The sequence below is a fragment of the Polyangiaceae bacterium genome (genome assembly GCA_020633205.1).
Classification (GTDB): Bacteria; Myxococcota_A; Polyangia; order Polyangiales; family Polyangiaceae; genus JAHBVY01.
Genome location: JACKEB010000012.1, coordinates 970,930 through 994,478 on the forward strand (window position 1 = coordinate 970,930; position 23,549 = coordinate 994,478).

The following is a 23,549-nucleotide window of genomic DNA, read 5'->3' on the forward strand; positions in this document are numbered from 1 at the left end:
TGGGCATGCTGCCCTACGCATGACCTCACCCCCAAAATCAGCTTCAAATTCGCCGGCGCTGGAGCCCCTGTCGGGGCGCGTGATCGTCACCGGGGCAAGCGGATGGCTGGGGCGTCGACTCGTGGCTGCGCTGCTCCACGGCCTGCCTGGCGTGCCGCCTTTCGAGAACCCTCCAGCGCTCGCTGAGTTGGTGATTGGTATTCATTCGGCTGACGCAGCCCTCGAGGAGTGGGACGACCCTCGGGTGCGCGTGGTGAAGGGCGACTTGCGCGACCCGGACTACGCCGACCGCCTGTGCAGGGATGGTGATGGATCCTTGCTGCTGCACACCGCTGGCTTGATCCATCCTCGCCGCGTCAAGGATTTCTACGCGGTAAATACTCAAGGCACCCAGCGCGTCTTGGAGGTCGCCGAGCAGCAGGGGGTGAGGCGCGCCGTCGTTGTCTCTTCGAACTCGCCCGTGGGCTGCAACGCCTCGCCCGAGGCGCTATTCGATGAAGCGACGCCGTTCAATCCCTATATGGGTTATGGGCGGTCAAAGATGCTGATGGAGCAAGCGACCCTCGAGATCCAAGAGCGGGGCAAACTCCAGACGGTGCTGGTCCGGCCGCCCTGGTTCTACGGTCCGTATCAGCCCCCGCGCCAGACGCTGTTCTTCGAGATGATCCGCGCGGGGCGCGTCCCGATCGTCGGCAATGGGGAGAACCTGCGCTCGATGGTCTACATCGATAACTTGTGTCAGGGCCTACTCCGCGCCGCGGCGGTTCCTCACGCAAACGGCCGCGTGTACTGGATCGCCGACGCAGAGCCCTACCCGATGAACCGCATCGTCGACACCGTGGAGCGCCTGATGGAGACCGAGTTCGGGTTCCAGGTGGCGCACAAACGCCTGCGTTTGCCAGGGTTTGCCGGGGAAGTCGCCACGCTACTGGACGGCGCGCTGCAGCGCGTGGGCGTCTATCAGCAGAAGCTGCACGTGCTGGGGGAGATGAACAAACACATCGCCTGCAGCGTCGCCAAGGCCCGCTTGGAGCTGGGTTACACACCCACGGTCGCCCTGGAAGAGGGCATGCGGCGCAGCATCCAGTATTGTATCGATCAAGGGTTACTCCGGCCCTGAGTCTCCGAGCCTCGCCCATGACCGCCTCGACCAACGCGCCTCTGGCCCATAGCAAGGGACGTCGAGTCGTCTTCGTGCTGGCCGGTCTCTTGTCGAGCGCGGCGTTCATGTTGCTCGCCGTGAGGCGCCTGGCGTTCGATGACGTCACGCGGGCGCTCACTCACGCGGAGCTGTGGCCTTGGCTCCCCCTGGGCGTGCTGAGCTACCTCGCGGGCCATGCAGTGCGGGGGATCCGTTGCCGCCGCCTCGCGAGCGGAGAGGCACGCCTCACCCGCACGACCGCGACGAATGTGGTGGTGCTTGGGTATGCGGTGAACAACATCCTCCCTGCGCGCCTCGGTGAGTTCGCCCGCGCAGCCATGCTCGCAGAGCGCAGCGGGCTTCCGTTTGCTCAGGGCCTAAGCATCACCTTCCTCGAACGCATCCTGGATGGGCTGATCATGCTGGGGCTGCTGGCCGTCGCGTTCTTCAGCCTGCCTCAGTCGACCCACCAGGGCTGGCTCGGCGCCACCCTGCAGATCGCCGCGCTGGTGTTCTCCGTAGCGCTGGTTGGGGTGCTCGCCGCGGTGCTGGCGCCGAGCTTGATCTTGCGCTGGACCAGCCGGGTCGCCCATCGCGTTGCCCCGCGGATGCATGATCGGTTCGTGCGCGTGATCGACCAAGCGGTGCGCGGAGTGGCTTACCTGCGGGAGCCGCGGGCCGCGTTGGGGATCGCCGCGTTGAGCTTGCTGGTGTGGCTGTGTGAGGCGGGGCTCTTCCTGTGTCTGCTGCCTGCCTTTGGCCTGGCCTTCGACCCACGCTTGGCGCTGCTCGCGATGACCGTGACCAACTTGGGGATCTTGGTCCCGTCGAGCCCCGGGTTCATCGGCCCGTTTCACTTCTTCTGCATGCGCGCGCTGACCGCCGTCGGGATCGCCGAAGCCACAGGTTTCGGCTACGCAGCGCTGGTCCACTTGGCCTTCTACGTCCCGATCACGCTTTGGGGTGTTGGCATCATCGTCGCCTACGGCTTCCGCCTCGGGGCGAATCTGGACGCACAAAAGAGCGCGTCTCCTCTCGGCTTGCTCGACCCCGGGCAACGTTTCCTAACACCTGGGGAGCGCTCGGATCCGGCTCCGTCCGCGATCACCATCGCGCTGTGTGAAGCGTTGATCCCGGAGGAATCAGCGGATGTCCCTGCTCACGCTGAAGTGGTGAAGAGCTGCGCGAGCTTCACCGCCGGTCAGCTCGCGGCGCTGCCGTTTCGCCTGCGCGTGTACTACGGGGTTGGGATGCTGGCGCTACGTACGGCCACGTTGCTGCGGTTCGCGCGGCCGTTCTGCAAGCTCGACCAGCGCCGCCGCCGGCGCTGGGTGGAAGCCTGGGCCTATGGAAGACTCAGCCTCGGCCGGGCGCTGCTCAGGGCGCCGCGGAGCACGACGCTCCTCGCCTACTACGAGCACCCTGCGGTTCAAGGAGCGCTCGGGGTCGAACCCTCCTCGAGAAGTGCGGCAAGCGACGCAGTGATCTTGCAACTCAAACCGGGGCGGCGCGCGAATGGCTGAAGCGCCTCAAGACGAAGCCCAGGTCCTGGTGATCGGCTCCGGCGCCGGTGGTTCCACCGTGGCCTACGAGTTGGCCCGTCGCGGCTTCGACGTGGTGGTGCTGGAGGAGGGTGGCCACTTCGAACTGGCCGACTATGGTCAACCAGCACCTGTTGCCATGCGGCAAATGTATCGCAAGCGTGGCATGACGCCGATCCTGGGAGGCGTCCCCATTGGATACGTCGAGGGCTGTTGCGTTGGTGGCAGTACGGAGATCAACAGCGGGTTCTGGCACCGAACTCCACCGGAAGTGCTGCTGCGCTGGCAAACTCAGCTGGGGCTCGACATCGCCAGTAGCGAGCTGGACGAGCACTTCGAATGGGCCGAGCGCGAGCTACGGGTCGGCGTCAGCGAGCAGGCGTGGCCGCCCAGCACCGCCGCGTTTGCACGGGGCGCAGAGGCCATGGGCTGGAGCGCCTGGGAAGTGCCGCGCGCAGCGCCAGGCTGCAAACACACCAACGCGTGCGCCGCTGGCTGCCCAACGGGCGCCAAGCAGGGCATGAGCCGCTCGCTGCTACCCAAGGCGAAGGCCCTCGGGGCGCGAGTGATCGGCGGCGCACGGGTGGTGCGCTTGCTGTTGCGCAAGGATCGCGTAGACGGCGCGCTCGTGCGCGTGCAGACCGCGGACGGCGTAGAGCGGCTACTGCGCATTCAGGCGGAGCAAGTGTTCGTGTGCTGCGGCCCTACCGAGACGCCTTCCCTGTTGCTCCGCAGCGGGATCCGCTACCACGTCGGGAACAGCTTGCGCGTGCACCCTTACCTGAAGGTCGCCGCTCGTTTCCCGGAGGCAATGCATTCAGCAAGCAGTGTGCTCCCATTGCTCCAGGTCAAGGAGTTCTGGCCAGATCTGTCCTTTGGTGGTGCTTTCTTCGGCAGTGGACAGCTAGCGATGACCCTCAGCGACAACTGGCCACAGAACCGAAGCCAGATGAGCAACCTGAGCCACCTCGCGCAGTACTATGTAGGCGTCCGAGGCACCGGAAAGGGCTGGGTGCGCCCCACGGCGCTCGGCGAAGATGCGACCCTCGTGCGCTACGACTTGTCGAAGGACGATCTGCGACACCTCAGCGTTGGGCTGGCGCGGCTCTCGGAGTTGCTGCTCCGTGCGGGAGCTAGCGAGCTGTTCCCTAGCGTCTGGGGCGTGGGACCGTTCAAGCGCCCGGGAGACGCTGCGCGCTGGCTCGAGGAGCAGCTGCCGAAGCGAGCGCTCAGCTTGGTCACGGTGCACGCCTTCTCGTCGTGCCCCATGGGGGAGCGTCACGATCTGAGCGCCGCGGACTCCCAAGGCCGCGTGTGGGGGCTCCAGAACCTTTGCTTGGCAGATGCCAGCGTGCTGCCGGACTCCCCGGGCGTGAATCCTCAAGGCACGGTCATGGCCCTCGCCCGGCGCAACGCCGTGGCGTTCGCAGACGCGCAGTGAAGCCTGGCAGTGAACCGCAGTGAGCCTGCAACGCTCGGCGGATCGATGCTAAGGGCGGTGGACGTGACGACCCTAGTAACCGGCGGTTCGGGCTATTTCGGCGAAATCCTGGTGCAGCACTTCAGCGCCGAGGGGCGACGGGTCCGCGTATTCGACAAGGTGGATAACGCCGATCGCTCCGCCGACGTGGAGCTCGTGCAGGGCGACGTCTGCGACTACTCAAGCGTGACCCGGGCCATGCGCGGCGTCGAAGAGGTGCACCACAACGTAGCGCAGGTCCCGCTCGCGAAAGACCGGGAGCTGTTCTGGGCGGTGAACGTCGAGGGCACACGCAACGTGCTCGAAGCGGCGCTCAGGAGCGGCGTGCGCAAGGTCGTGCTGACGTCGAGCAGCGCCGTACACGGGATCCCTCCGCAGAACCCGGTGACCGAAGCGACCCTGCCCGCGCCTCGGGAGGCGTACGGCCGCGCGAAGCTCGAGGCGGAGCGGGTCGCTCAGCAGTATGTGGAACGCGGCCTGGACGTGAGCATCGTACGGCCGCGCACCGTGCTCGGTCACGGGCGCCTCGGGATCTTCAGCATCCTCTTCGACTGGGTGCGCCGAGGGAAGCCGCTGTACCTGTTGGGCTCCGGCAACAACCGCTACCAGTTCGTGCATGCTGACGATCTGGCCGCTGTGTGTGTCGCAGCCGGCAAACGAGCCGGCGCCAGTATTTTCCTCGCGGGAACAGACCGCTTCGGCACCATGCGGGAGCTGCTGGGGGGCCTGGTCCGGCACGCAGGGAGCCGTAGCAGCATTCGCAGCTTGCCCTTCACGGCAGCCACGGTGGGCATGCGCGTGACGAGCAAGCTCGGGTTGTCGCCGCTCGGCGACTACCACTCCTTGATGTATGGCCGGGAAATGTGGTTCGACATCACCCAGACTCGCCAGAAGCTCGATTGGCAGCCACGCTACTCGAACCACGAGATGATCACCGACTCCTACGACTGGTACGTCGCCCACCGCGAAGAAATCCAGGCTCGCCAAGGTGCCTCCCACCATCGCTCGCCGGTACGCCTTGGGGTGCTGGCGCTCCTGGAGCGGCTGCCGTGAGCGGCCTGCGGTGGGTTTTGCTCAGCGTCGCTCCTTGGCTGCTGGTTGGCTGTCCGAGCGCGACCTGTGACAGTCCTACACCTTGCCAGGACGCGTTGATCCTGGGGCTCCCAGGAGCCGGCGCAGGCGACTACACGCTGTCCATGGAGCTCGACGGCCAGCCGGAGAGCTGTGACATCACGCTGGACGGCGCCGGGAGCGGCAGCAAGACCTGCAGCTCGGAGGCCCTCGACGTCGGTACGCTCGATGGGGCGATTTGGGCCTATGTTTACGGCACCCCGAGCCAGGTAGATATCCACCTGGAATTTGGCGGTCAGACCCTATTCGAGCGCAGTGTCTCTCCTGAGTATCAAGATCTCAGCAAAGACAGCCAGAACTGTGTCAGCTGTCGCCAGGCAGAGCTCGACTACACCGCGGAGTAGCGGGCGCGACGCCGAGCTGCGAAAGCAAACAACAGCGCGCCGGCCACGACGGCGATATCAGCCACGTTGAACACCGGCCAGTGGCGAACGTGGAGGAAGTCCACCACATGACCTCGAACCATCCGCTCCCCGAGGTTGCCCACAGCCCCAGCCAGCAGAAGTCCCATGGCGACTCGCTCCCCCAGGTTGAAGGCCCGCCAGCGCAGCGCCGCGTACCCGAGCAGGCCCAGGGTCACCAAGGCGCCGAGGAGCGAGAGCATTAGCACTCGTGGCTCGGTCCCGATGTGGTTCCCCAGCAGGCTGAACGCAGTGTCGGTGTTCTCTGCGTAGCGCAAGTCGAGCACTCCGGGCACCACCGGCACAGGGCCCTGGCCGCTCAAGTGGGTTACAGCCAGTTGCTTGGTCGTGTGGTCACAACCCACGACCCCTAGGCACAGCAGCACCGCAGCCAACGTCGACCAGTGTCTCACCCCGCGGTCAACCGACGAGCCCCGGGTTCATTCCACGAGGGTCGACGAGCAGCGCTCAGGTTAGTCGAGGCCGCCCTTAACGCGCTGGAGGCTTGAGCTCCGTGCGTCCGTCCAGGACCACCACGTAAGTCTTGTCTGGCACGACTCGGCTCGGCCCCTGAGGCGTGTGCACCAAGATCCCCGTGGCAATGCAGAAGTCCGCCGGACGCTGGCGCACGCAGCGCTCCACCAGGTACTCGAGCTCTTCAGTGATCGCGCGGGCTGCCGCCTGGGTCAGCTCAGCCAGCGTCGGGACGTGCTCGCGGTCGCCGAGGTGCCCGAACCGGCGCCTCAACAAGCTCATCTCGACGTCGTGGGGATCGATCTCGTCGAACTCCGGGTTGCTCTCGGCGCCTGCCACGAGCTCGCTGCGAAGCTTCGCGAGCGCGCCGCAGGCCGGAGTCGCCTTGGGCTGCCCAGGGCGCGTCACCATGCCGAGATCGCCGCCGTCCGTGCCGACATGGGTCATGCCCATGAGCAGGAAGCGCTCACGACCACCAAAGCGTGGGGCGTGAGACAACGCGGCTTCGAACCCCGTCACCCCGAGCAGCGGTACTCCGGCAAGGCTAGATAGATTGAAAGCCTCTCCCCATGCGTCAGCAACCGCGTCGATGAAAGGACTGCAGAGCTCGTCGCGACAGGCGGCGACGCAGGCGATGGTGTTCTCTGCGTTGAAACCGTGAGGCGCCAACGCGCGGGTCAACCAGTCCACGTAGTCCGTCTTCAGCAAGCAAGGACCGAGGGACGTGCGCACGCTCTGTTCGATGGCTTCGTCGAGCATGGCGGCGGAGAGAGCATTGGGGGAAACCACGAGTCGGTCATGAGACAGCCGCGCGGCGGACACAAGGGACGATTCGCCCTAGCGCGGCAGAAACGAGTCAGAAACGGCCGCTGACGCGGTACTCGTACAGTTCCTTCTTCGAGTTGCGCTTCCGCAGCATCTCCACGCGCACGTCGACTGCGCGCAGCTCCCTCAGCATCTCTGCGTAGATCCGCTCCGTAGGCACAATCACGCCGTAGAACGTCGAGTTGCCCACGATGTAGTCGACGCTACCCGGCTTGTGGATCAGCTCCGCACAGCGCACGAGGTGCGCCCAAGCGTCTTCGAAGTAGCGCTCCACATAGCGCGCCAATAGCTCCGCGTTCTTCGCTTCGCACTTGCGGATGTCGCGCAGCGCACGTTGCAGGCTTCGAGGCCGAAACGCGTCTCCCGCTTGCCAATGGGCGAGTCGACTCGTTGCAACCCCCCACGTCCCGCCAATCGCTTGCCAGTCGAGTTCCCCCGCCTGCCGCGCGTGACTCAGGTGCCCAAGCCAGTACATGTATGGGCGGAGCTCGCGCACGTAGCTCATACGGTTGGCGTACGGCGGAGATGTTACGACACGGTCGAAGCTGCCAGTTTCGAGGCCGCGGAGGCTCCTTGCGTCCGACTGAAGAATGCTCGCGCTGACGCAGGGCGAGTCTCCAAGCGCCAGCAACACCGAGGTGAGCTCCGACTCGAACAGCTCGAACACGGCGAGCCGGTTGCCTTGGCTATTATTTGCCGCACGGAATGACATTGACGGGTGGTTGAAGGCGGCGTTGGAGACGCGAATCAAGGTGCGACACAGCGCCAACTCCAGCGCGTCTCTCAGCCAACCGCGACGTTTCGCTCGTGCGTCGATCTCCCCGCGGATGCGTCGCAAGGCGATCAACGCCTCGGGCGACCACCAGCGCTCGATCTGGTGCAGCGAAGGCACCTCCGCCAAGGGCCCTTCGTCAGCCAACGCCCGGAGCAATGCCTCACACGGGGCCTCGAGCCGGGAGAGCTGCATAGCAGAGCAGGTGCGTGTCTTGACTCCGGCGAACCACACCAAGAAGGGGTTCACGTCGGTGGCGAAGCTCTTCACACCCCGAGAGGCTCCGACCAATGGCGTGGTCCCGGTTCCGCAGAACGGGTCCAAGAGACCAACACGAGGGGGTTCGTGGGTGAGGAGCTCCTCCACTAGTCGCAGCGAGTAGGCGGGCGTCAAGCGCAACAAGCCGTGCCGGCCGAGGCCCTGGTTGTGCTTGAAGGTCAGCTCGACGCGCTGAGGTACGTCTGCACGCGCCACGCGATCCGCGGGCTGCAATCCTCGAATCCGTTTCCGCGGGGGATCTGCACTGGCACTTCTCACGCTTCACCCCGTACGAATGGCTCCAGCGCCCGGCTGAGTGACTCCGCCAAGCCTCGAGGATCAGCCGGGTTGAACCAGCGAAAGGGCTCGAGCCAATGCGCTGGTGCCCGGAGCCGTTGGTTTCTCCGGCTGCACTCAACCAGCAAGCTGAGCGCCGAATGCTCCGCGTAGAACCAATCGAGTTCCATCCCCGGCGCTGTGAACCCGGGCACCCAGCGCGCGGACTGCAAGACCCGATAGGCGCCCTGCCCCGTCTCTCGCCCGATGCGCTCGGCCACACTCGACGCTGCGCGGGCCTGCGCCGAGTGGTGACTCGTGCGGCGCCAGAACGCGCCGTATGGGTGCAAGACGACACCTCCAAAGCTGTGCAGAGAGAGCCCACGGTCGAGCCGCCGCCCGCGCGCGAGCAACGCCGCTTGGCTGAATCGCTCAGCCAGCATGCGCACCTCGGGCTCGCTGGCTGGCGCGCTGCCCCGGGCGAACAGTGGTCCAAGCACCCAGCGGGCGAGACTGAAGCGGCCCCAGTAGCGTGGGAAGTTTCGGTTCAGGTCCACCCCACGAGCGTTGTGCCGAACCATGCGGCGACGTCCACGTCGCAGGTTCACTTCCACGCGACGAACCCCATCTGGATTCGCCAAAGGCACGAACCACAACTCGCGATCTTCGGGCGGCCCGCCGCTCAAGCGCTCCATCAACGCGAAGCACGTCTCCACGCCGATCCACTCCATGGGGTGCAAACCGCTGATCACCAGGCTCTCGCGAGGCGCGTTTGAGTTGCCCAACGCAACACCGAACAGAGGCTCTCCCCGAACGCTCTCGCCGAGTACCTCCAATCGGGCACCAGCCGCCTCCAGACGCTCCAGACGCTCGAGCCATCCCCGATAGCCCGTGTAGCCCTCAGCCGCCGCACTCACCGCGTGGACCGGCTCCACCGCCGGATTGGCCGCCAAGGCCGCTGACAGCGCCGCGTGCATCAGCGGCTGCTACCACACCAGGCTGAGGAGCTGTAGCGCCACGATCCGGTGCCTTTGCTCGCGGGTCCGCTTGTGTCTATGGTCCCGCCGCTTTGACCACCCCTCCCGCCTCCACCAGCGATCTCAGCCCCTCGATGCCCGACAGCGGGGACGCTGGCGATTCGAGTTCGCCCTCAAGCGAGTCCAGTACCGGTCAGCGCCGTGGTTCGGCACAGCGCGGTGATTCGGCGCAGCGCAATGATTCGCCACAGCGCAGTGAGCTAGCAAAGCGCAGTGATGGAGTGCCGTTTGGCCTGATTCGAGCGCTCTTCATCGGCTCCGGCTTTACAGGCCTAGTCGACCAGATCGGCTTCTCGAAGTACCTGTCGTACGTCGTTGGCTCCACGGCGTATGCGGTCAGCGCCGTCCTGGCAGCGTTCATGACCGGTCTCGCGCTTGGGGCGCACCTTGGCGGCAAGCTCTCGAGTCGCGTTCGGCGTCCGCTCCTGGCCTACGGCGTGCTCGAGCTGGTGGTCGGAGCGGCGGTCGCTGCCGCGCCCCTCGCCTTCAAGGCGCTGACGCCCATGTACTTGAGCCTGCTGGCGAAGGCGCCGGATTCGCTGCTTTTCGCCAGCGTCGTTCGCTGGTTCCTCGCGGTACTGTTTGTGGTCGTTCCAACCATCGCCATGGGCGCGACGCTCCCGCTGCTTTCGCGGGTGGTGGGTAGCGATCTGAGCGATGACTCCCAAGGCACCGCTCAGAAAGAGAAGCGCCTCGGTAAGCTCTACGCAGCAAACACACTGGGCGGCGCGCTCGGCGCGTTGATTGCTGCCTACTGGATCCTGCCGTTGCTTGGCCTTGCGGGCACACTGATCGCCTCAGCGGTCGGCAGCGCAGCGATTGGCCTCTTGGCGATGGCCCAGGGCAGCCGCCTCGAAGCGCCTCAGGTCCCGGAGGAGATCGCGGCAGAGCGGTCCTCGCTGGGTCTGATGTTGCCCACGCTGGCATTCGCCTCTGGCGCGCTGGTTTTCGCCTGTGAGGTGATCTTCACCCACCTGCTAGCGCTGATCATTGGCAACAGCGCCTACGCGTTCGGGTTGATCCTCGCGGTGTTCTTGATCTGCCTGTTCGTCGGTGCGTCCTTGGCGCCGCGCGTGCACCTGCGCTTTGGTTCCGCGGCGTTGCCCATCGGCCTAGCTGCGGCGGCGCTTGGAATGGCGATCACCCTACCCGCCTGGGATCGCTTGCCGATGTTGTTCGGCGGGCTTGGCGCACACGTCACCTCTTTTGCCGGGCGTGAAGCGGTGCGCGCTGGGGCGGCCTTCTTGATCTTGGTGATCCCGACCACGCTCATGGGACTGACGTTTCCTCTCTTGCTCCAGCGCGTGGCAGCGGATCCGCGCGTTGGCGCCCAGGTTGGACGGCTCACGGCCATCAACACCCTGGGAGCCGTCGCCGGCGCACTGCTGACGGGCTACTTGCTGCTTCCCAAGCTGGGCTCTGAGCGCGCCTTGCACAGCGTAGTCTGGATCTTCGGCGCGCTGGCGCTCGCGACACTGCCTGCTGTGGCACGCAGCAAGGCCAAGCAGCGTAGTGGCACACTGGCTGCGGCGCTCGCGGCCATCGCACTACCCTTTGTATTTCCTGCGTGGAATTTGGCGCGACTGACCAGCGGCGTAAACGTCTACTTCGAAGGCTGGCAGAAGCCCGACGAGGTGCTCTTCCTACGGGAAGACGTGCACGGAGGCGTGACCACCGTCACCAAGAAGGAAGACCTGTACACGCTGTACACGAACGGCAAGTTCCAGGGGAACAACGGCCACGAAATGCAGGCCCAGTACTCCTTCGCGCATTTCCCAAGCATGTTCGTGTCCCACTGGGACAACGCGTTGGTGATAGGCCTCGGCACCGGTACCACCCTTGGAACCCTCAACGGCTACCCTTGGAAGCAAATCGACGTCGTCGAGATCTCGCCTGCCATCGCCGAAGCCGCGCACAGGTACTTCGGCATGGTGAACGATCACGCGCTCGACGACCCGCGAGTGAAGCTCCATTTCGACGACGGGCGCAACTACCTCTTGGTGCGCGCGAAGAAGTACGACTTCATCGGGATGGAGCTTTCGAGCGTGTGGTTCGCGGGAGCCAGCAGCCTCTACAGCAAGGAATACTACGAGCTCGTTAAGCGGCATCTGTTGCCCCACGGAATATTCCAGCAGTGGGTGCAAGTGCACCATATGGAGAACCACACCTTCGCGCGCATTCTGAACTCGCTCCGCCAGGTGTTTCCCCACGTCGCCCTGTTCTACGCAGGCGGGCAAGGCGTGCTCGTGGCCTCCGAACAACCCCTCTCGGCGTCCCGGGCGCGCTCCGACCAGCTCTCGGCGCTACCTGGCGTGAAACGCAAGCTGGAGCCGGGGGCGCAGCTGGTCGACTTGCTGAAGTACCTGCTCCTCACCGGCAAGGACCTCGATAGTTACATCGACGACGAAGCGTCACGTTCGAACGTGTCACTTCCGGAGCTCATCTCGAGCGACGACAACCTGTTTCTCGAGTACGCCACGCCGCGCGGCAACGTTCTGCCGTGGGGTCATCGCCAGATCCTGCTCCAGGAAATGTCACGCCATCAGTCCCCGGACGCAGCCGCGGCGTTGATCGCGCCCTGAGTCCAGAGCCGGAGCTGCAGCTGAGTCCGGAGCTACAGCTGAGTCCGGAGCTACAGCTGAGTCCGCTCAGTCCGCACTGAGGCTGAATCCACAGCACGAAAGCGCTCTGTCTCCACGCTCCTTGGCCGGTCCAGGTGTTCCCCCCGGGAAGACTCCGCAGAGGTTTGAGCCGCCAAACAGTCGGCCCAAGGTTCTGGCCACGAACGCCCGCGCGCCGCCTTAGCAGGCTGACGTTTCGCTAGGGTCGTGATACTCGAGGAGGATGCGCCTTGCTCTCGCGGCTTGCATCGCTTTCGCAACGTTCGGCTGTGCCAACACGATTCAGCGTCTGGACGGCGAGATCCCGTTGGCTACTGGTCCCGCACGCAACGCCTGCGAGAAGAAGGACTGGCTGGTCATGGCGCCGACGAGCTACGAAGTCGTGCTCTCGAAGGCCAAAACGAGCGAGACGCACAGTGACGGAGCTGCGCTTTACGACGTAGGCGGCAGGGATCCGAAAGATCTTCCGGAGCTCGGGCCCCGGCTGGACAACGATCCCATCCTGGAGCGCAAGGCGGAGGAAGTGGCACCTCACGACCGCGATCGCACCATAGCCATGGTGCTCGGCGGCCTGGGCGTTGCCGCGGTCGGCACAGGGACCACGCTCTTCATCACCGGCTTCGGTGAGAAGACCAACGCTCAAGGCGAACCGGAAACCGACAATGACACGACCCAGATCGTCGCGGGGGCAATCACGGCGGGCGCTGGGTTCATCATTGGCATCGTTGGACTCGCGGTGAACCCCGATAGCGCCGAGCGCGCAGAAGCGGACGCATCGCGCTACGTGTTCAACCCGAGCAAGGACGATCCGCGGCGGGTCAAGGCGCTGATCGAGCGCCACAACGCACGGGTCCGCCAGCGCTGCGACTCGGGCGCGGGGGTACCCGAAGCACCAGTCGACGCGCCAGTGCAGAAGCCTACGACCGAAGAGGCGGCGCCATGGCTCCAGGGTGAAGGCGCGCCTCCCGCCGCAGCCCCAAGCGGCGACGCGCCCGCGCCGGACACCGGCGAGTAGGCGCTTTCGACCCAAAAACTGCACAAGGGCCGGCGGTGACGCCGGCCCTTCGCAATTCTGGGCCGGCATCACGCCGGCCCTTCGCCTTTCAAAGCCCTGCGTTCGAACTCAGACTGCCGCGCGCAGCTGGGCCAGCGTCGAAGCGTCCGAAGTCAGGCGCACGACGTCTGCGGCTTCGCGCCGCGCCACCTGCCCGGTGTGCAGGCGAGCGAGCTTGGTGATCGAGTCACACAACTCGCCAAAGCCGTAGCCTGCCTCGCGGGCGATCTTCGGCAACAGGCTGGTCTGCGTCATGCCCGGCAGGGTGTTCACCTCGAGGACGTACTCGTTCTGGCCCTCGGTCACCAACAGGTCCACGCGCGCAGCACCAGAAACCTCGAGCGCGTTGGCGGCACGCTCTGCGAGGTTCAGTACCCCACGGTAACGCGTCGTGGGAAGACGCGCCGGCTGGTGATAGCGCGTCTTGCCAGGCGTGTACTTGGCTTCGAAGTCATACACCCCAGACAGAGGCTCGACCTCGATCGCGCCAAGCACTCGGCCACCGAGGATCCCCACGGCAATCTCCTTGCCCTTCACGAAGCGCTCGATCAGCACGCTCTCGTCGTACTTCTTGGCTTCACCAACCGCCTTCGCAAGCTCGACGGCGTTCTTGGCGACGCTCAGCCCGATGCTCGAACCTTCACGGCGCGGCTTCACCACGACCGGGAAGCCAAACGAACCGTGAACCTCCTCGAGGTCCGCCATGGTGTGCTGCGGTCCGAACACGTAGTACGGCGGCGTGGGCACGTTGTGCAGCCGAAACAGCTCCTTGCTCTTCAGCTTGTCCATCGCCAGAGCGGAAGAGAGCACCGACGAGCCGGTGTAGGGCACGCCGAGCACCTCGAGCAGTCCCTGCACGCAGCCGTCTTCGCCGAGGCGACCGTGGAGCGCCAGAAACGCGACATCCATCGGCGCCGCCTTCAGCGCAGAGAAGGCGTCGACCCCGGGGCCCAAGACGATTGGAGAGACGTCCCAGCCTTGCTCGCCCAGCGCCTCCGAGACAGCCTGCCCAGACTTCAGGGAGATCTCGCGCTCTGCGGAGCTTCCGCCCATGATCACGCCCACACGCTTTGCACTCATTCGCTCCTCCGGGGCGACCGATGACAGCGGTCAACCTGTCGTTAGCCGCTAACGGACAAACGCCGCAGCGGCCAAGTTTCAGGCCGCGCGTTCGCTGATGGTTGGCGGACGTGGCGCCTCACCCCCAAATGCGCAGGGTTCATCCGCTGCTGGAAGGTTTCCCCCAGGGAGATCCAGCGCGGAAACGCGCACTTGGTCTACGAGACCTCAACCAGAATCGCGGTGATGTTGTCCTTGCCACCGCGCGCGTTCGCGAGATCGATGAAGCGCTGCACGGATTCCTGACCGCCACTGGCCGCCAGAGCCGGGATCTCTTCGGTGCGCAAATAGCCGTGCAAACCGTCGGAACAGAGCAGGTATTGATCGCCGAGCTGTAGCTCGATGACGCCGGTATCCACCTGTACGTAGTCGCGATTGCCGACAGCGCGCGTGATCACGTTCTTGTGTCGGCTGTGCTTGGCTTCCTCCGCGGTGATGAAGCCTTGCTTGATCTGCCAAGCGACCAGCGTGTGGTCCTCCGTGAGCTGGGTCACCTGGGTATCCCGAATTTGGTAGATGCGGCTGTCACCCACCTGAGCCGTCACGACGAAGCCATTCAGGCTCATCATCGCCGTGATGGTCGTGCCCATGCCGCTCTTGCCCTTGTCCATCTCTCCGATGGCGTACACCATGTAGGTCGCCGCCTGGACGGCGCCTTCCAGCAGGCGTGAAGCGGCGGCCAGGGTGCGCTCGTCAGGCACCTCGTGGGGTCGGAGCTCCGCCTTCCCACGCTTCACCATGCCGTACACGGTGTCGATGGCCTCTTGGCTGGCGACTTCACCCGCAGCGTGACCGCCCATGCCGTCGGCTACGACCCATAGCCCGAGCTGGTCATCGCGCATGTACGCGTCCTCGTTGATTTCCCTACGACGACCAACGTCAGTTGCTCCATACGAAAGGAGCATGAGCGGGTCGGACGGTTCGCTCATCGTCTCGTAGCCTACGAGAAACCCCAATCCCGGGGAAGCGCATCTTGACGCCACGCCTCAGGATTTCAGACTCGGGGCGGAGTACAGTGCGGCGCTGTGAGATCGGGGCCGTCAGGCGCCGGTTGGTTCAGAGCCGGGTGGTGGGGTGATTGATTGAAGGCTGCAAGTTTCGTCGTGGAGGCCCATAGCGCGGCCAAGGTCGTGAAGGCTCTGGAGAGCTGCGTCGAGCGGCTGCGTGGACCGCATTGGCCGAGTCCCGCGGGCACAGAGCCGCTGGAGAATTCCTCGAAGGGAGCGGCGCTTGTGTTCGTATGTGGGCAACTGGCGCAGGTGCTACCAGAACTGGCGGAGGGGATCGCAGCCGCCAAGCTTGGGATCCCCGTGTTGATCGCAGCCGGTACCGCAGTACTGACTCAAGCTGGCGAGGTCGAAGACCAGTCAGCAGCCTCGGGCCTGGTTTGGACCGGAGGTCGCGCAGAGCCCGTGTGCGTCGACAGCCGCAGCCCCGAAGACCTCGGGGAAACGCTCAGCCGCATGATCCAGGACCGCACGGCAAAGACGGCGCCGACCGTCCTGTTGTTTCCCCGCAGCGAAGGCTTCTCCCCGGAGGCCCTGAGTCCACTCTACGAGTCTAGGGGAACGCCTCACGTCTTCGGCGGCGGGACCATCGGCCCGCACGGGGCCTACCTGGTTCCGGCCCACGGAGCGCCAACGACGGGCAGCGCTTGCCTGCTGTTTTTACGCGGGATCTCCCCGCCTCAGCTACGAACCTCACCCGCCTGTCGGCTACTCACGCCGCTGCGTCCCGTCACCGAAGTGCGTGGCCCGATGGTGCTGGAGATCGACGGAGAACCAGCCCTCGATGTGCTCAGTGAGGCCGGACAGGAGCTCGGCGAGGAGCGGCTGATGTTCGTGGCGCTGGCGCCCGAGGAGGGCGGCGCCCCAACCCTTGGCGGCCGCGCGGACGTGATCCTGCGGGGAGTTCAGGGCGTCGATCCGGTGCGGCGTGGGATCCTCGTGAGCGACGAAGTGCGAGAAGGAATGCGGCTGGGCCTCGCAGTGCGCGATCCTCAGGCCGCTCGCTCGGATCTCGATGCCGTCACCCGGGAGCTGGTGCGAGACATCCGCGGTGCGGCACCGAGCTTTGGGATCTACATCAACTGCGCTGGCCGCGGCTCGAAGCTGTATGGCCAGTATGACGTCGACACCCGCATCCTCCGCCAGCGCTTTGGCGAGATGCCCATCGCCGGCATGGCCTCCGCATTCGAGGTCGGTCCCCATGCGGGGCGCCCGGCGCTGCAGCTCTTCACCGGCGTGCTAGGGCTGTTTACCGCGCCTTCCTGAGCCGCCTGTTCCTACCTCAGCTGCCCTGTTCCTCCTCAGCCGCCCCTTTTTCCTCCCGGAATCGCATGCCTACCCAAGCTTTGATGCGCGGCCCCAAGAAGCGGCCTCTCGGTATCGCGGACGCTGCGCTCGCGGCCATCGTCGTGATGGTCGTGGGATTGATGATCGTCCCGCTGCCCACTTGGCTGCTGGATCTGCTGATCGCGACCAATCTGGCGACCTCCGTGGCGCTGCTCTTGGTCACGCTGTACGTGAGCGACGCCCTCAAAATCGCCTCGTTTCCCACGATTCTGCTGATCACGACGCTGGTGCGTCTGGCGTTGAACGTGTCGTCCACTCGGCTGATTCTGCTGCAGGCCAATGCTGGAGAGGTGATCCAAGCCTTCGGCCAGTTCGTGGTGCGCGGGAACTACGTGGTCGGCGGGGTCATCTTCCTGATCTTGGCGATCATCCAGTTCGTGGTGATCGCCAAGGGTGCCGAGCGCGTCGCCGAGGTCGGCGCGCGTTTCACCTTGGACGCCATGCCCGGCAAGCAGATGGCCATCGACGCAGAGCTGCGGAGCGGCGCCATCGACTCCGTGGAGGCACGCCGGCGACGCCGCGAACTGGGTCGCGAGAGCCAGTTCTACGGCGCCATGGACGGCGCGATGAAGTTCGTGAAGGGCGACACCATCGCTGGCTTCTTGATCACCCTGGTGAACATCCTCGGGGGCCTGGCCATCGGTGTGGGCCAGAAGGACATGGAAGCCGTGGGCGCGCTCAAGCGCTACGGTCTGCTCACCATCGGTGACGGCCTGGTGAGCCAGATCCCGAGTCTGGTGATCGCCGTTTCCGCGGGGGTACTCGTGACTCGCGTCGCCAGCGAGGAGGCTGGCACCCCACTAGGTGAAGAGCTGTCCTCTCAGCTGCTGGGCGCGCCGAAGGCGCTGCGGGTCGCCGCGATCTTCGTGGGCGTCCTCGCGATCATCCCAGGGTTACCCGCCGTGCCCTTCCTGATCATCGGCGGGCTGCTGTTCGTGGCGTCCCGCGCCCGCGCGCGGCAGCTGCGGGAGGTGGAAGAGCAGGCGGCGCGCGAGCCGATTCAGCAACGCACCGCAGACCGTGGTGGCCCACGTTTCGTTCCCGTGGTGATCCCCTGGGCCATGGAGCTGTCTCGGGATCTGGAGTCGCTGCTCGACGACGACATTCGCGGAGATGAGCTGCGGCGCGCCGGGATCCGCTCCGCAGGGGCCGCAGTGCGCGAAGTGCTGTTCCGCGATCTGGGTGTTCCCCTCCCCCCCTGCAAGATCACCTTCTCCGACGAGCTACCCGAGCGACACGTGGTCTTCAGCATTCACGAAGTGCCGGCGAGCGTGTTTGCGCTGCCCACGGATCTGACGGACGCAGAGGTCGCCGAGCGACTCGTCGAAGAGGCAGCGTTGGTGCTTCGCGATCGCAGCGCGGACTTCCTCGGCATCGCCGAAGTCCAGATGCTGCTCGACCAACTGGAACAAGTCGCGCCCGCGACAGTGCGCCAGGTAGTGCCCAAGCCAGTGAGCCTGCCGCTGCTCACCGATGTGCTTCGCCGCTTGCTCGAAGAGGGCGTGAGCATTCGCGATCTGAAGGGCGTGCTCGAAGCGCTGAGCCAAGTCGCAAACACCGACAAGGATCCGCTAAACCTCACGGAGTTCGTGCGCTCTCAGATGCGGCGCACGCTGACTCACGAGCTCACTCAAGGCGCCCCGGAGCTCGGTGTGCACGTGCTGGATCCCCAAATCGAGGAGTCCGTGCGTTCGTCCATTCAGCGCACCAGCGCTGGCGCCTTCCTCACGCTTTCCCCCGCAGCAGGCCGAGACATCGTGACGGCGATACGCCGTGCGGTGCGCGGCGCCGCGCCGCCTGGCGAACACGTGGTGATCCTCACCCAGCCCGACATCCGTCGCTTCGTGCGCAAGCTGGTCGAGACGGATCTCCCTGAAGCGCGCGTCGTCAGTTACGCCGAGCTGCTGCCCGAGGTGCGACTCGAGACGTTGTCCCGCGCAAGCCTCGCGGGACTGTGATGCGCGGCTGATCCTCGCGGATCACATGCCGCGCTGGCCGCGCTGCATTTGCATCTTGCGCGGCACCTTGCCCGACTGCTCCAAGAGCTTCTTCGCCTCTTTCTGCAGCAGCGGATGCGACTTCTTCTCGAGGAAGCTCGCCAGCAGACGGAAGTCTTGATCCAGCAATTTGCGCAGCTCGCGGCGCATCGGCTTGAGCTTGTTCGTGTGAGCAAAGGCGTACGCACGGGCGCGGTGGAGCTGAGGCGCGACCGGTTCGAGCTCTTCGTCGGCCACGTCGAAGAGGTCCAAGGTGTCGACCGCCTTCTGCGCGGCGCCAGTGCGGGCCCAAGCTTCGCTCACCACCGCGCCGATCATCGCGCGGCTCTTCACGTCTTGATGGCGACTCAAGTCGACGCCGTCAGCGAGCTCACGGGCGCGTTGAGGCTGACCCAGCATCAGGTGGATCATCGCGCGTTGAGCGCGCGCTTCATCTGCGATGGGCGCCATCACCTTGCCGAGATCAATCTGCTCGAGGGTCACTAGCGCGGCTTTCGGATCCTCCTGCATTTGCAGTTGGGCCTTGGCGAAGATGGCTGCGGGATCCTTCTTCTTGAACTGGGTCTCGAGCTTCTCCATCGCGGCGGCGCGGCCCTCGGCGTCTTCAGCACCGGCCAGGATGCTCGCCACGCCCTTCGCCTTCTTCGCTTGGTTCAGCGCCCAGAGCACCATGCCGACGATAGCCAGCGTGACCACACCGGGGATCACCAGCGCAACCGTGATGGTCGTCTTGCTGGTGGAGAACCCAGCCACCAAGATGCCGATCGCCCACACACCCACCACGGGGATCGCGAGGCGCCCAAACATCTTCTTCAGGTTCTCGGCGCTCAGCGGATCCGGCGCCTCAGCGCGCTTGACCGCAGGCGGTTCCTTCAGCTGCTTCTTGAGCGCCTTGCCGCTGGATGTCTTTCCGACTCGCTGGAGCTTTCGAGCTTCCTTTGCCACGCGCGGGGCATAGCCCCAAGGGCTCGGCGACGCCAGGCATTCCGGAGCCAGCGTTCAGCAGCCTGCAGCAGTTTTCCCGGGGTTTGGGGGTTAGGCGCCCTGCTCTTCGCCTCCCCCGCCCTCAGGCGCCGCGGGTGGCGGGCGCCGCATGGCCGACGGGAAGAGACTGTCTGGAGCGGCGTCCGGCAGCGACTCGAAGCGGAAGTGCTGGAAGATCGACTGCGCAATGGACAGCACCGGGACGGCGAATAGCGCGCCCCACAGTCCGAAGAAGTGCTCCCCGATGATCAACGCCAGCACCACCAGCACCGGATGAATCTTGGCGGCTACGCCGATGATCTTCGGGTTCAACAAGTTCGCTTCGACCTGATGAATGCCGATGATCCAGCTCAACACCCAGAGCGCCGTCCAGAAGTCCTGGGTGAGCCCGATCAGTACCGCGGGGATCGTGCTGAGAATCGAGCCGAAGATCGGGATCAAGCTCATGATCGCCGCGATCAGCGCCAAAATAGGCCAATACTTCAGGTCGAAGATCCAAAAACCGATCGCTGAGAGCACGCCGTTCACGGCGCAAATGATCAACTGCCCACGCACCACCCCGGAGAGGCCGCGATCGATGCGCGCGATCAGCCGGTCAAAGCTCGGGCGAGCACGCGGCGGCGGCAGCGAGCGGAAGAACCCGACGATGTCTTCGCGGGTCAGCATCAGGTAGGCCGCGATCATCAGGGTCATGAACAGCAGGAATATCCCGCGGGAAATTCGACTGACTATGACCTGACCCACGCGAATCAGGTCGATCGCGTTGCGCTTGACGTACTCGACGGTCTGGTCGACGCCCTGGCTGAGCAGCTGATTGACGCTGAACTTTGCGCCTGGCTCCGGGCGTGGCTGCACCCGCCAGTGCTTCGGCCCGTCCTGCACGATGTCCACGCCGCCGTGGATGATCACGTGGTAGCCGCCGCCTGGCTGTTCCTTGATCTCGAACGCGGGCTCGTGCTCCTTGTGCTTGTCCGGCGGCGCCTCCTTGGCGCCAGTGTCCAGGCGGTCGAGGAACGCCTGCACGCGGCTCTCCGCCACAGGGCCCCACTTCACCGCGAGGTTCCTGGCCATCGCTGGCGTTTCCCGTGACAGCGACAACGCCTCCTGAAACACCCGCGGGAACACCAGCGCCCCGAAGCCGTACGCCCCGCCGAACACCGTCAGGTACACCAGAATCACCGCCAGTGCCCTGGGGATACGCCGGCGCTCGCACATCGCTACCAGCGGCGTGAGCACATAGGCCAAGATCAGCGCGACAATGAACGGGAGCAGCACCTCCCGAGTAGCGATGAGCAGCGCCGTCACCAGGACGCCGCTCACGATCAGGAAAACCACCCGGGTGCGATTCCAACCCGGCCGCGAATCCCGCGAAGGGAAGTTGCCACTCGACGTATCGTTCATAAGGCGCTCGCAGCCCGGCTGCTCCTTCGGGTGCTACACGCTCTCTTGAGCCCAGTCGAGCCGCTTCGGCAAAAGCGCTGGTTGGTGCGGTGATCTACTTTCCCAGCTTCGCGATTACGCTATTCGCTCCGCCGCCGGACACTGCCCCGGTACCCACGTCCACGCTGGCAGACGTGGTGGAGATAGCCACGTAGAGCTCACCCGACTCACTCAGGACTGCGGATCGAGTGGCACCACTCGGACCGCCGAGTTGGCGATGCCACAGCAAGGATGACGATGCGTCGAGGCGGGCGACGAACGGGGCGTTGCTCTGTACAGAGCCACCTAACGCCACGGTGCCCTGTGTACGACCGAAAGCAACCATCTGGCCGTTCTCCAGCGCGTCAAGGCCATAGCCAACGATGCCGATCAGCGTCAGCCCCCAATCACTACGATACGTCTGCTGGAACCCTGCGGTGCGTGGGGTCAACCGCAGCGCGAAGCTCTGTGTCGTCGGGCCGCTAGCATCGAAATCAACCGTGACGCCGCCCACGTCAGACTGAAAGGTCTGAGTGAACGCTCCAACGACAATTGCCCCACCCGCAGCGTCGGTTGCTACCGCCGACGGCATCGCGTTGCCCTTCTGCCCCCACCGCAGGGCCCGCCGATACTCCCCGGCAGGCCCGAACAGCACCGTGAAGGCGTTTTGGAAGCCGGCGGGAAAAGTATCCTCAGCGCCTGCTCCGAGATCGCTTGGGCCTACCACGGAGCCGACAACAACCGCGTCTCCGTCCGAACCAATCGAGATATCCGTTGCGACATCATCGCCGGCCCCACCGAGCGCCTTCATCCAAGAAGCTGCGCCAGCGTTGGTGAACGCCGCGACAAACCCGTCGGTAGCTTGCGCGGTGTAGCTTCCGATCCCCAAGTCGACACTGCCTTGAAAGCTGCCAACCACGCTGACCCCTGCCGCGCCAGCCGCGATGCCGCGGGGATACATTTCACTAGGCAGCTCGATCGACCAATTCTCGCTTCCCGTCGCGGTCAATTGAACCAGATGGAACGTTGCTGAGGGCGGCAGCGTCCAGCTTTGAACAAGGAGGAAGATCTCTCCCGCAGGTCCGACCGCCACGTCCACGATTTCGTCGTTCGTCGCGTCTCCCCATTGCACGGCCCAACGCGGCTCACCATCGTCACCAAGCTTCCCTACGAACCCGTCGACGAGTCCTTTGTTGATAAGCGAACTCGCCCCGAACGACATGTCCCCAGTAAAGCTGCCAACCGCCAGCAAGCCGTCGGATTGATCAAGTGCGAGACGGTTGACTTCGATCCCAACAAGCGAGCGCGCCCAGACCCCACACTCGAACCCATCACAATTCTCGTCGGTCTCGCTGGCCGCACAGTCCTCGACGCCAGGAAGCACCTCGCCCACACACGCGCCGTATCCGCTTCCCTGAGAGTCGCAGGTTTGTTTCCCCGCGGCACAGCGCCCGGTTCCCTCGGTGTTCGCTGGGCCGGAATAGCAGTCCGCCTTGGTGTTCGGCTCGCAAGCCAGCGTGCCGCCGGTCCCGCCGCTGCCGCCAACACCCGCGTCGCCTCCTGAGCTTCCACCGGCCCCAACGCCGCTCGTAGCGCCGGTGCCAGCGTCCGCGCCGCTTCCACCGCCCCCGAGCCCGGAAACTCCCGCAGAACCGCCTTCACCCGCCGCGCCACCCGCCCCAACGGTAGGTCGAAACTCGTCCAGTCCCAACACTTTGGAGCACGAAACAAGCTGGAGCGCGGCGACGCCAAGTCCAAGCAGGAAGCGACGCTGGCCGATCATCGGGACGATGCTGGCGCGGATCGTGGGGCCTGGCAACGAAAGACCTTGGGGAATCACCCATGGAACGAGAAAGGCCCACCCGGATCGCTCCCGGTGGGCCTGCTCGCGACGCTATGTTGGAATCACTGGCAGGCGGTACCGCAAGCTCCAGCGTCGGTGCTACCGAACAGACAATCGACTAGTGGGTTGTAGTCCGGGATGCCGGACGGATGAGCCGTGCCGCAGTTGTCCGTGCAGGTCTGGTCCGAGCAACCGTTCACACAGGACACCAGCGCAACGCATTCCGCGTTCGCGTCGCACGCGTCAGACTCGGCGCTGCAGCAACCCACGGAAGCGTTGTTGATGCAATTGCCACAAGCGTTGGCCCCAGAGAACTCCGTGCCGCCGTCAGTGCACGACCATGACCAATTTGCCTGCTGGATTGTCAGGCACTGCCCGCCGGACACTGGGGTGCTGCGGAAAGTCACGGGATCGATCGTGACTTCGACCAGCGTAACGTTGGTAAAGCTGCCAACGGAACCATCAGCCGACAGCAAGTTCATGCTTCCAGCGCTCTGGAAGTACTCACGGCCGCTCGTCGTCTGAGTGATGTCCTCGGTCCCACGGAGGCAACGCTCGCAAGTCTCAAAGTTGTCGTCCGGGCTGACAGAGAGATCCGTGGTGCCCGCCGAGGCACCGTAGAACTCCACGGACAGGATGTCGGGGTCAGCGCCCGCGACGTTCGGCTGCAGCGTCGCAAACGCCTTGTTTCCGGCGTACTGCACAAAGCCGGTCACCGTAACCGGCGTGCAAGTCGGGGTTGCCCCACCCGTGCCGCCGGTTCCGCCCGTTGTGCCGCCGGTGCCGCCCGTTCCGCCCGTGGCCGCACCACCAGTCGAAGCG

General features: G+C 65.2%; 19 protein-coding genes. 9 read left to right on the forward strand and 10 right to left on the reverse strand.

Annotated elements, in window-relative coordinates:
• Positions 1-67: 67 nt before the first annotated feature.
• From H6718_16255 to H6718_16275, 5 genes are read left to right on the forward strand one after another with little or no spacing between them, the layout of a single operon-like run.
• Positions 68-1,120: an NAD(P)-dependent oxidoreductase gene (locus H6718_16255; protein ID MCB9586952.1), complete on the forward strand. Its 1,053-nt coding sequence runs from the start codon at positions 68-70 to the stop codon at positions 1,118-1,120.
• Positions 1,121-1,137: 17 nt separating this feature from the next.
• Positions 1,138-2,664, forward strand: a complete 1,527-nt coding sequence (locus H6718_16260) for a flippase-like domain-containing protein (GenBank protein MCB9586953.1) — start codon at positions 1,138-1,140, stop codon at positions 2,662-2,664.
• Positions 2,657-4,123, forward strand: a complete 1,467-nt coding sequence (locus H6718_16265; GenBank protein ID MCB9586954.1) for a GMC family oxidoreductase — start codon at positions 2,657-2,659, stop codon at positions 4,121-4,123. The genes H6718_16260 and H6718_16265 overlap by 8 nt, the downstream gene beginning before the upstream one ends.
• A 45-nt stretch (positions 4,124-4,168) precedes the next feature.
• A complete protein-coding gene (locus tag H6718_16270; GenBank protein MCB9586955.1) occupies positions 4,169-5,215 on the forward strand; it encodes an NAD-dependent epimerase/dehydratase family protein in 1,047 nt (348 codons plus the stop codon).
• A complete protein-coding gene (locus H6718_16275; protein ID MCB9586956.1) occupies positions 5,212-5,637 on the forward strand; it encodes a hypothetical protein in 426 nt (141 codons plus the stop codon). Before H6718_16270 ends, H6718_16275 begins: the two co-directional genes overlap by 4 nt.
• Here H6718_16275 and lspA read toward each other — a convergent pair.
• The 4 genes from lspA to H6718_16295 form a co-directional block, all read right to left on the reverse strand.
• Entirely contained in the window at positions 5,622-6,107 is a 486-nt protein-coding gene (gene lspA, locus H6718_16280) for a signal peptidase II (GenBank protein MCB9586957.1), read from the reverse strand. The two genes, H6718_16275 and lspA, sit on opposite strands and share 16 nt — an antisense overlap.
• A gap of 76 nt (positions 6,108-6,183) precedes the next feature.
• Entirely contained in the window at positions 6,184-6,927 is a 744-nt protein-coding gene (locus H6718_16285) for a hypothetical protein (protein ID MCB9586958.1), read from the reverse strand.
• Between the two features lie 97 nt (positions 6,928-7,024).
• Positions 7,025-8,239, reverse strand: coding sequence for a DNA methyltransferase (locus H6718_16290; GenBank protein MCB9586959.1), 1,215 nt, complete (start codon positions 8,237-8,239; stop codon positions 7,025-7,027).
• A 59-nt stretch (positions 8,240-8,298) separates the two neighbouring features.
• Entirely contained in the window at positions 8,299-9,276 is a 978-nt protein-coding gene (locus H6718_16295) for a hypothetical protein (GenBank protein MCB9586960.1), read from the reverse strand.
• Positions 9,277-9,410: 134 nt separating this feature from the next.
• On the opposite strand from H6718_16295, the gene H6718_16300 reads away from it, so the two are divergent.
• The gene (locus tag H6718_16300) at positions 9,411-11,918 is read left to right on the forward strand and encodes a fused MFS/spermidine synthase (GenBank protein ID MCB9586961.1); all 2,508 of its coding nucleotides are present in this window, start codon (positions 9,411-9,413) and stop codon (positions 11,916-11,918) included.
• Positions 11,919-12,180: 262 nt separating this feature from the next.
• Positions 12,181-12,972 carry a hypothetical protein gene (locus H6718_16305; protein ID MCB9586962.1) on the forward strand — a complete coding sequence of 264 codons (792 nt, stop codon included), beginning with the start codon at positions 12,181-12,183 and terminating at the stop codon, positions 12,970-12,972.
• 108 nt (positions 12,973-13,080) lie between these two features.
• Here H6718_16305 and H6718_16310 read toward each other — a convergent pair whose 3' ends face one another.
• Positions 13,081-14,091 (reverse strand): D-alanine--D-alanine ligase, encoded by a 1,011-nt coding sequence (locus H6718_16310; protein ID MCB9586963.1) that lies wholly within the window; start codon positions 14,089-14,091, stop codon positions 13,081-13,083.
• 197 nt (positions 14,092-14,288) lie between these two features.
• Positions 14,289-15,059: a serine/threonine-protein phosphatase gene (locus tag H6718_16315; GenBank protein MCB9586964.1), complete on the reverse strand. Its 771-nt coding sequence runs from the start codon at positions 15,057-15,059 to the stop codon at positions 14,289-14,291.
• A 153-nt stretch (positions 15,060-15,212) separates the two neighbouring features.
• Between H6718_16315 and H6718_16320 the strand changes: the two genes are divergently transcribed.
• Both H6718_16320 and H6718_16325 read left to right on the forward strand, forming a co-directional pair.
• Positions 15,213-16,403: an FIST C-terminal domain-containing protein gene (locus H6718_16320; protein ID MCB9586965.1), complete on the forward strand. Its 1,191-nt coding sequence runs from the start codon at positions 15,213-15,215 to the stop codon at positions 16,401-16,403.
• 83 nt (positions 16,404-16,486) lie between these two features.
• The gene (locus tag H6718_16325) at positions 16,487-18,442 is read left to right on the forward strand and encodes an FHIPEP family type III secretion protein (GenBank protein MCB9586966.1); all 1,956 of its coding nucleotides are present in this window, start codon (positions 16,487-16,489) and stop codon (positions 18,440-18,442) included.
• Between the two features lie 21 nt (positions 18,443-18,463).
• Here the strand turns inward: H6718_16325 and H6718_16330 are convergent, their stop codons facing one another.
• The 4 genes from H6718_16330 to H6718_16345 form a co-directional block, all read right to left on the reverse strand.
• Positions 18,464-19,426: a hypothetical protein gene (locus H6718_16330; GenBank protein MCB9586967.1), complete on the reverse strand. Its 963-nt coding sequence runs from the start codon at positions 19,424-19,426 to the stop codon at positions 18,464-18,466.
• Between the two features lie 90 nt (positions 19,427-19,516).
• Positions 19,517-20,800 (reverse strand): AI-2E family transporter, encoded by a 1,284-nt coding sequence (locus H6718_16335; GenBank protein ID MCB9586968.1) that lies wholly within the window; start codon positions 20,798-20,800, stop codon positions 19,517-19,519.
• A 160-nt stretch (positions 20,801-20,960) separates the two neighbouring features.
• On the reverse strand, positions 20,961-22,703 hold the full coding sequence (locus H6718_16340) for a hypothetical protein (protein ID MCB9586969.1): 1,743 nt from the start codon (positions 22,701-22,703) through the stop codon (positions 20,961-20,963).
• Between the two features lie 86 nt (positions 22,704-22,789).
• Positions 22,790-23,549 (reverse strand): hypothetical protein (locus H6718_16345; protein ID MCB9586970.1); only part of this gene is annotated, 760 nt, incomplete at its 5' end.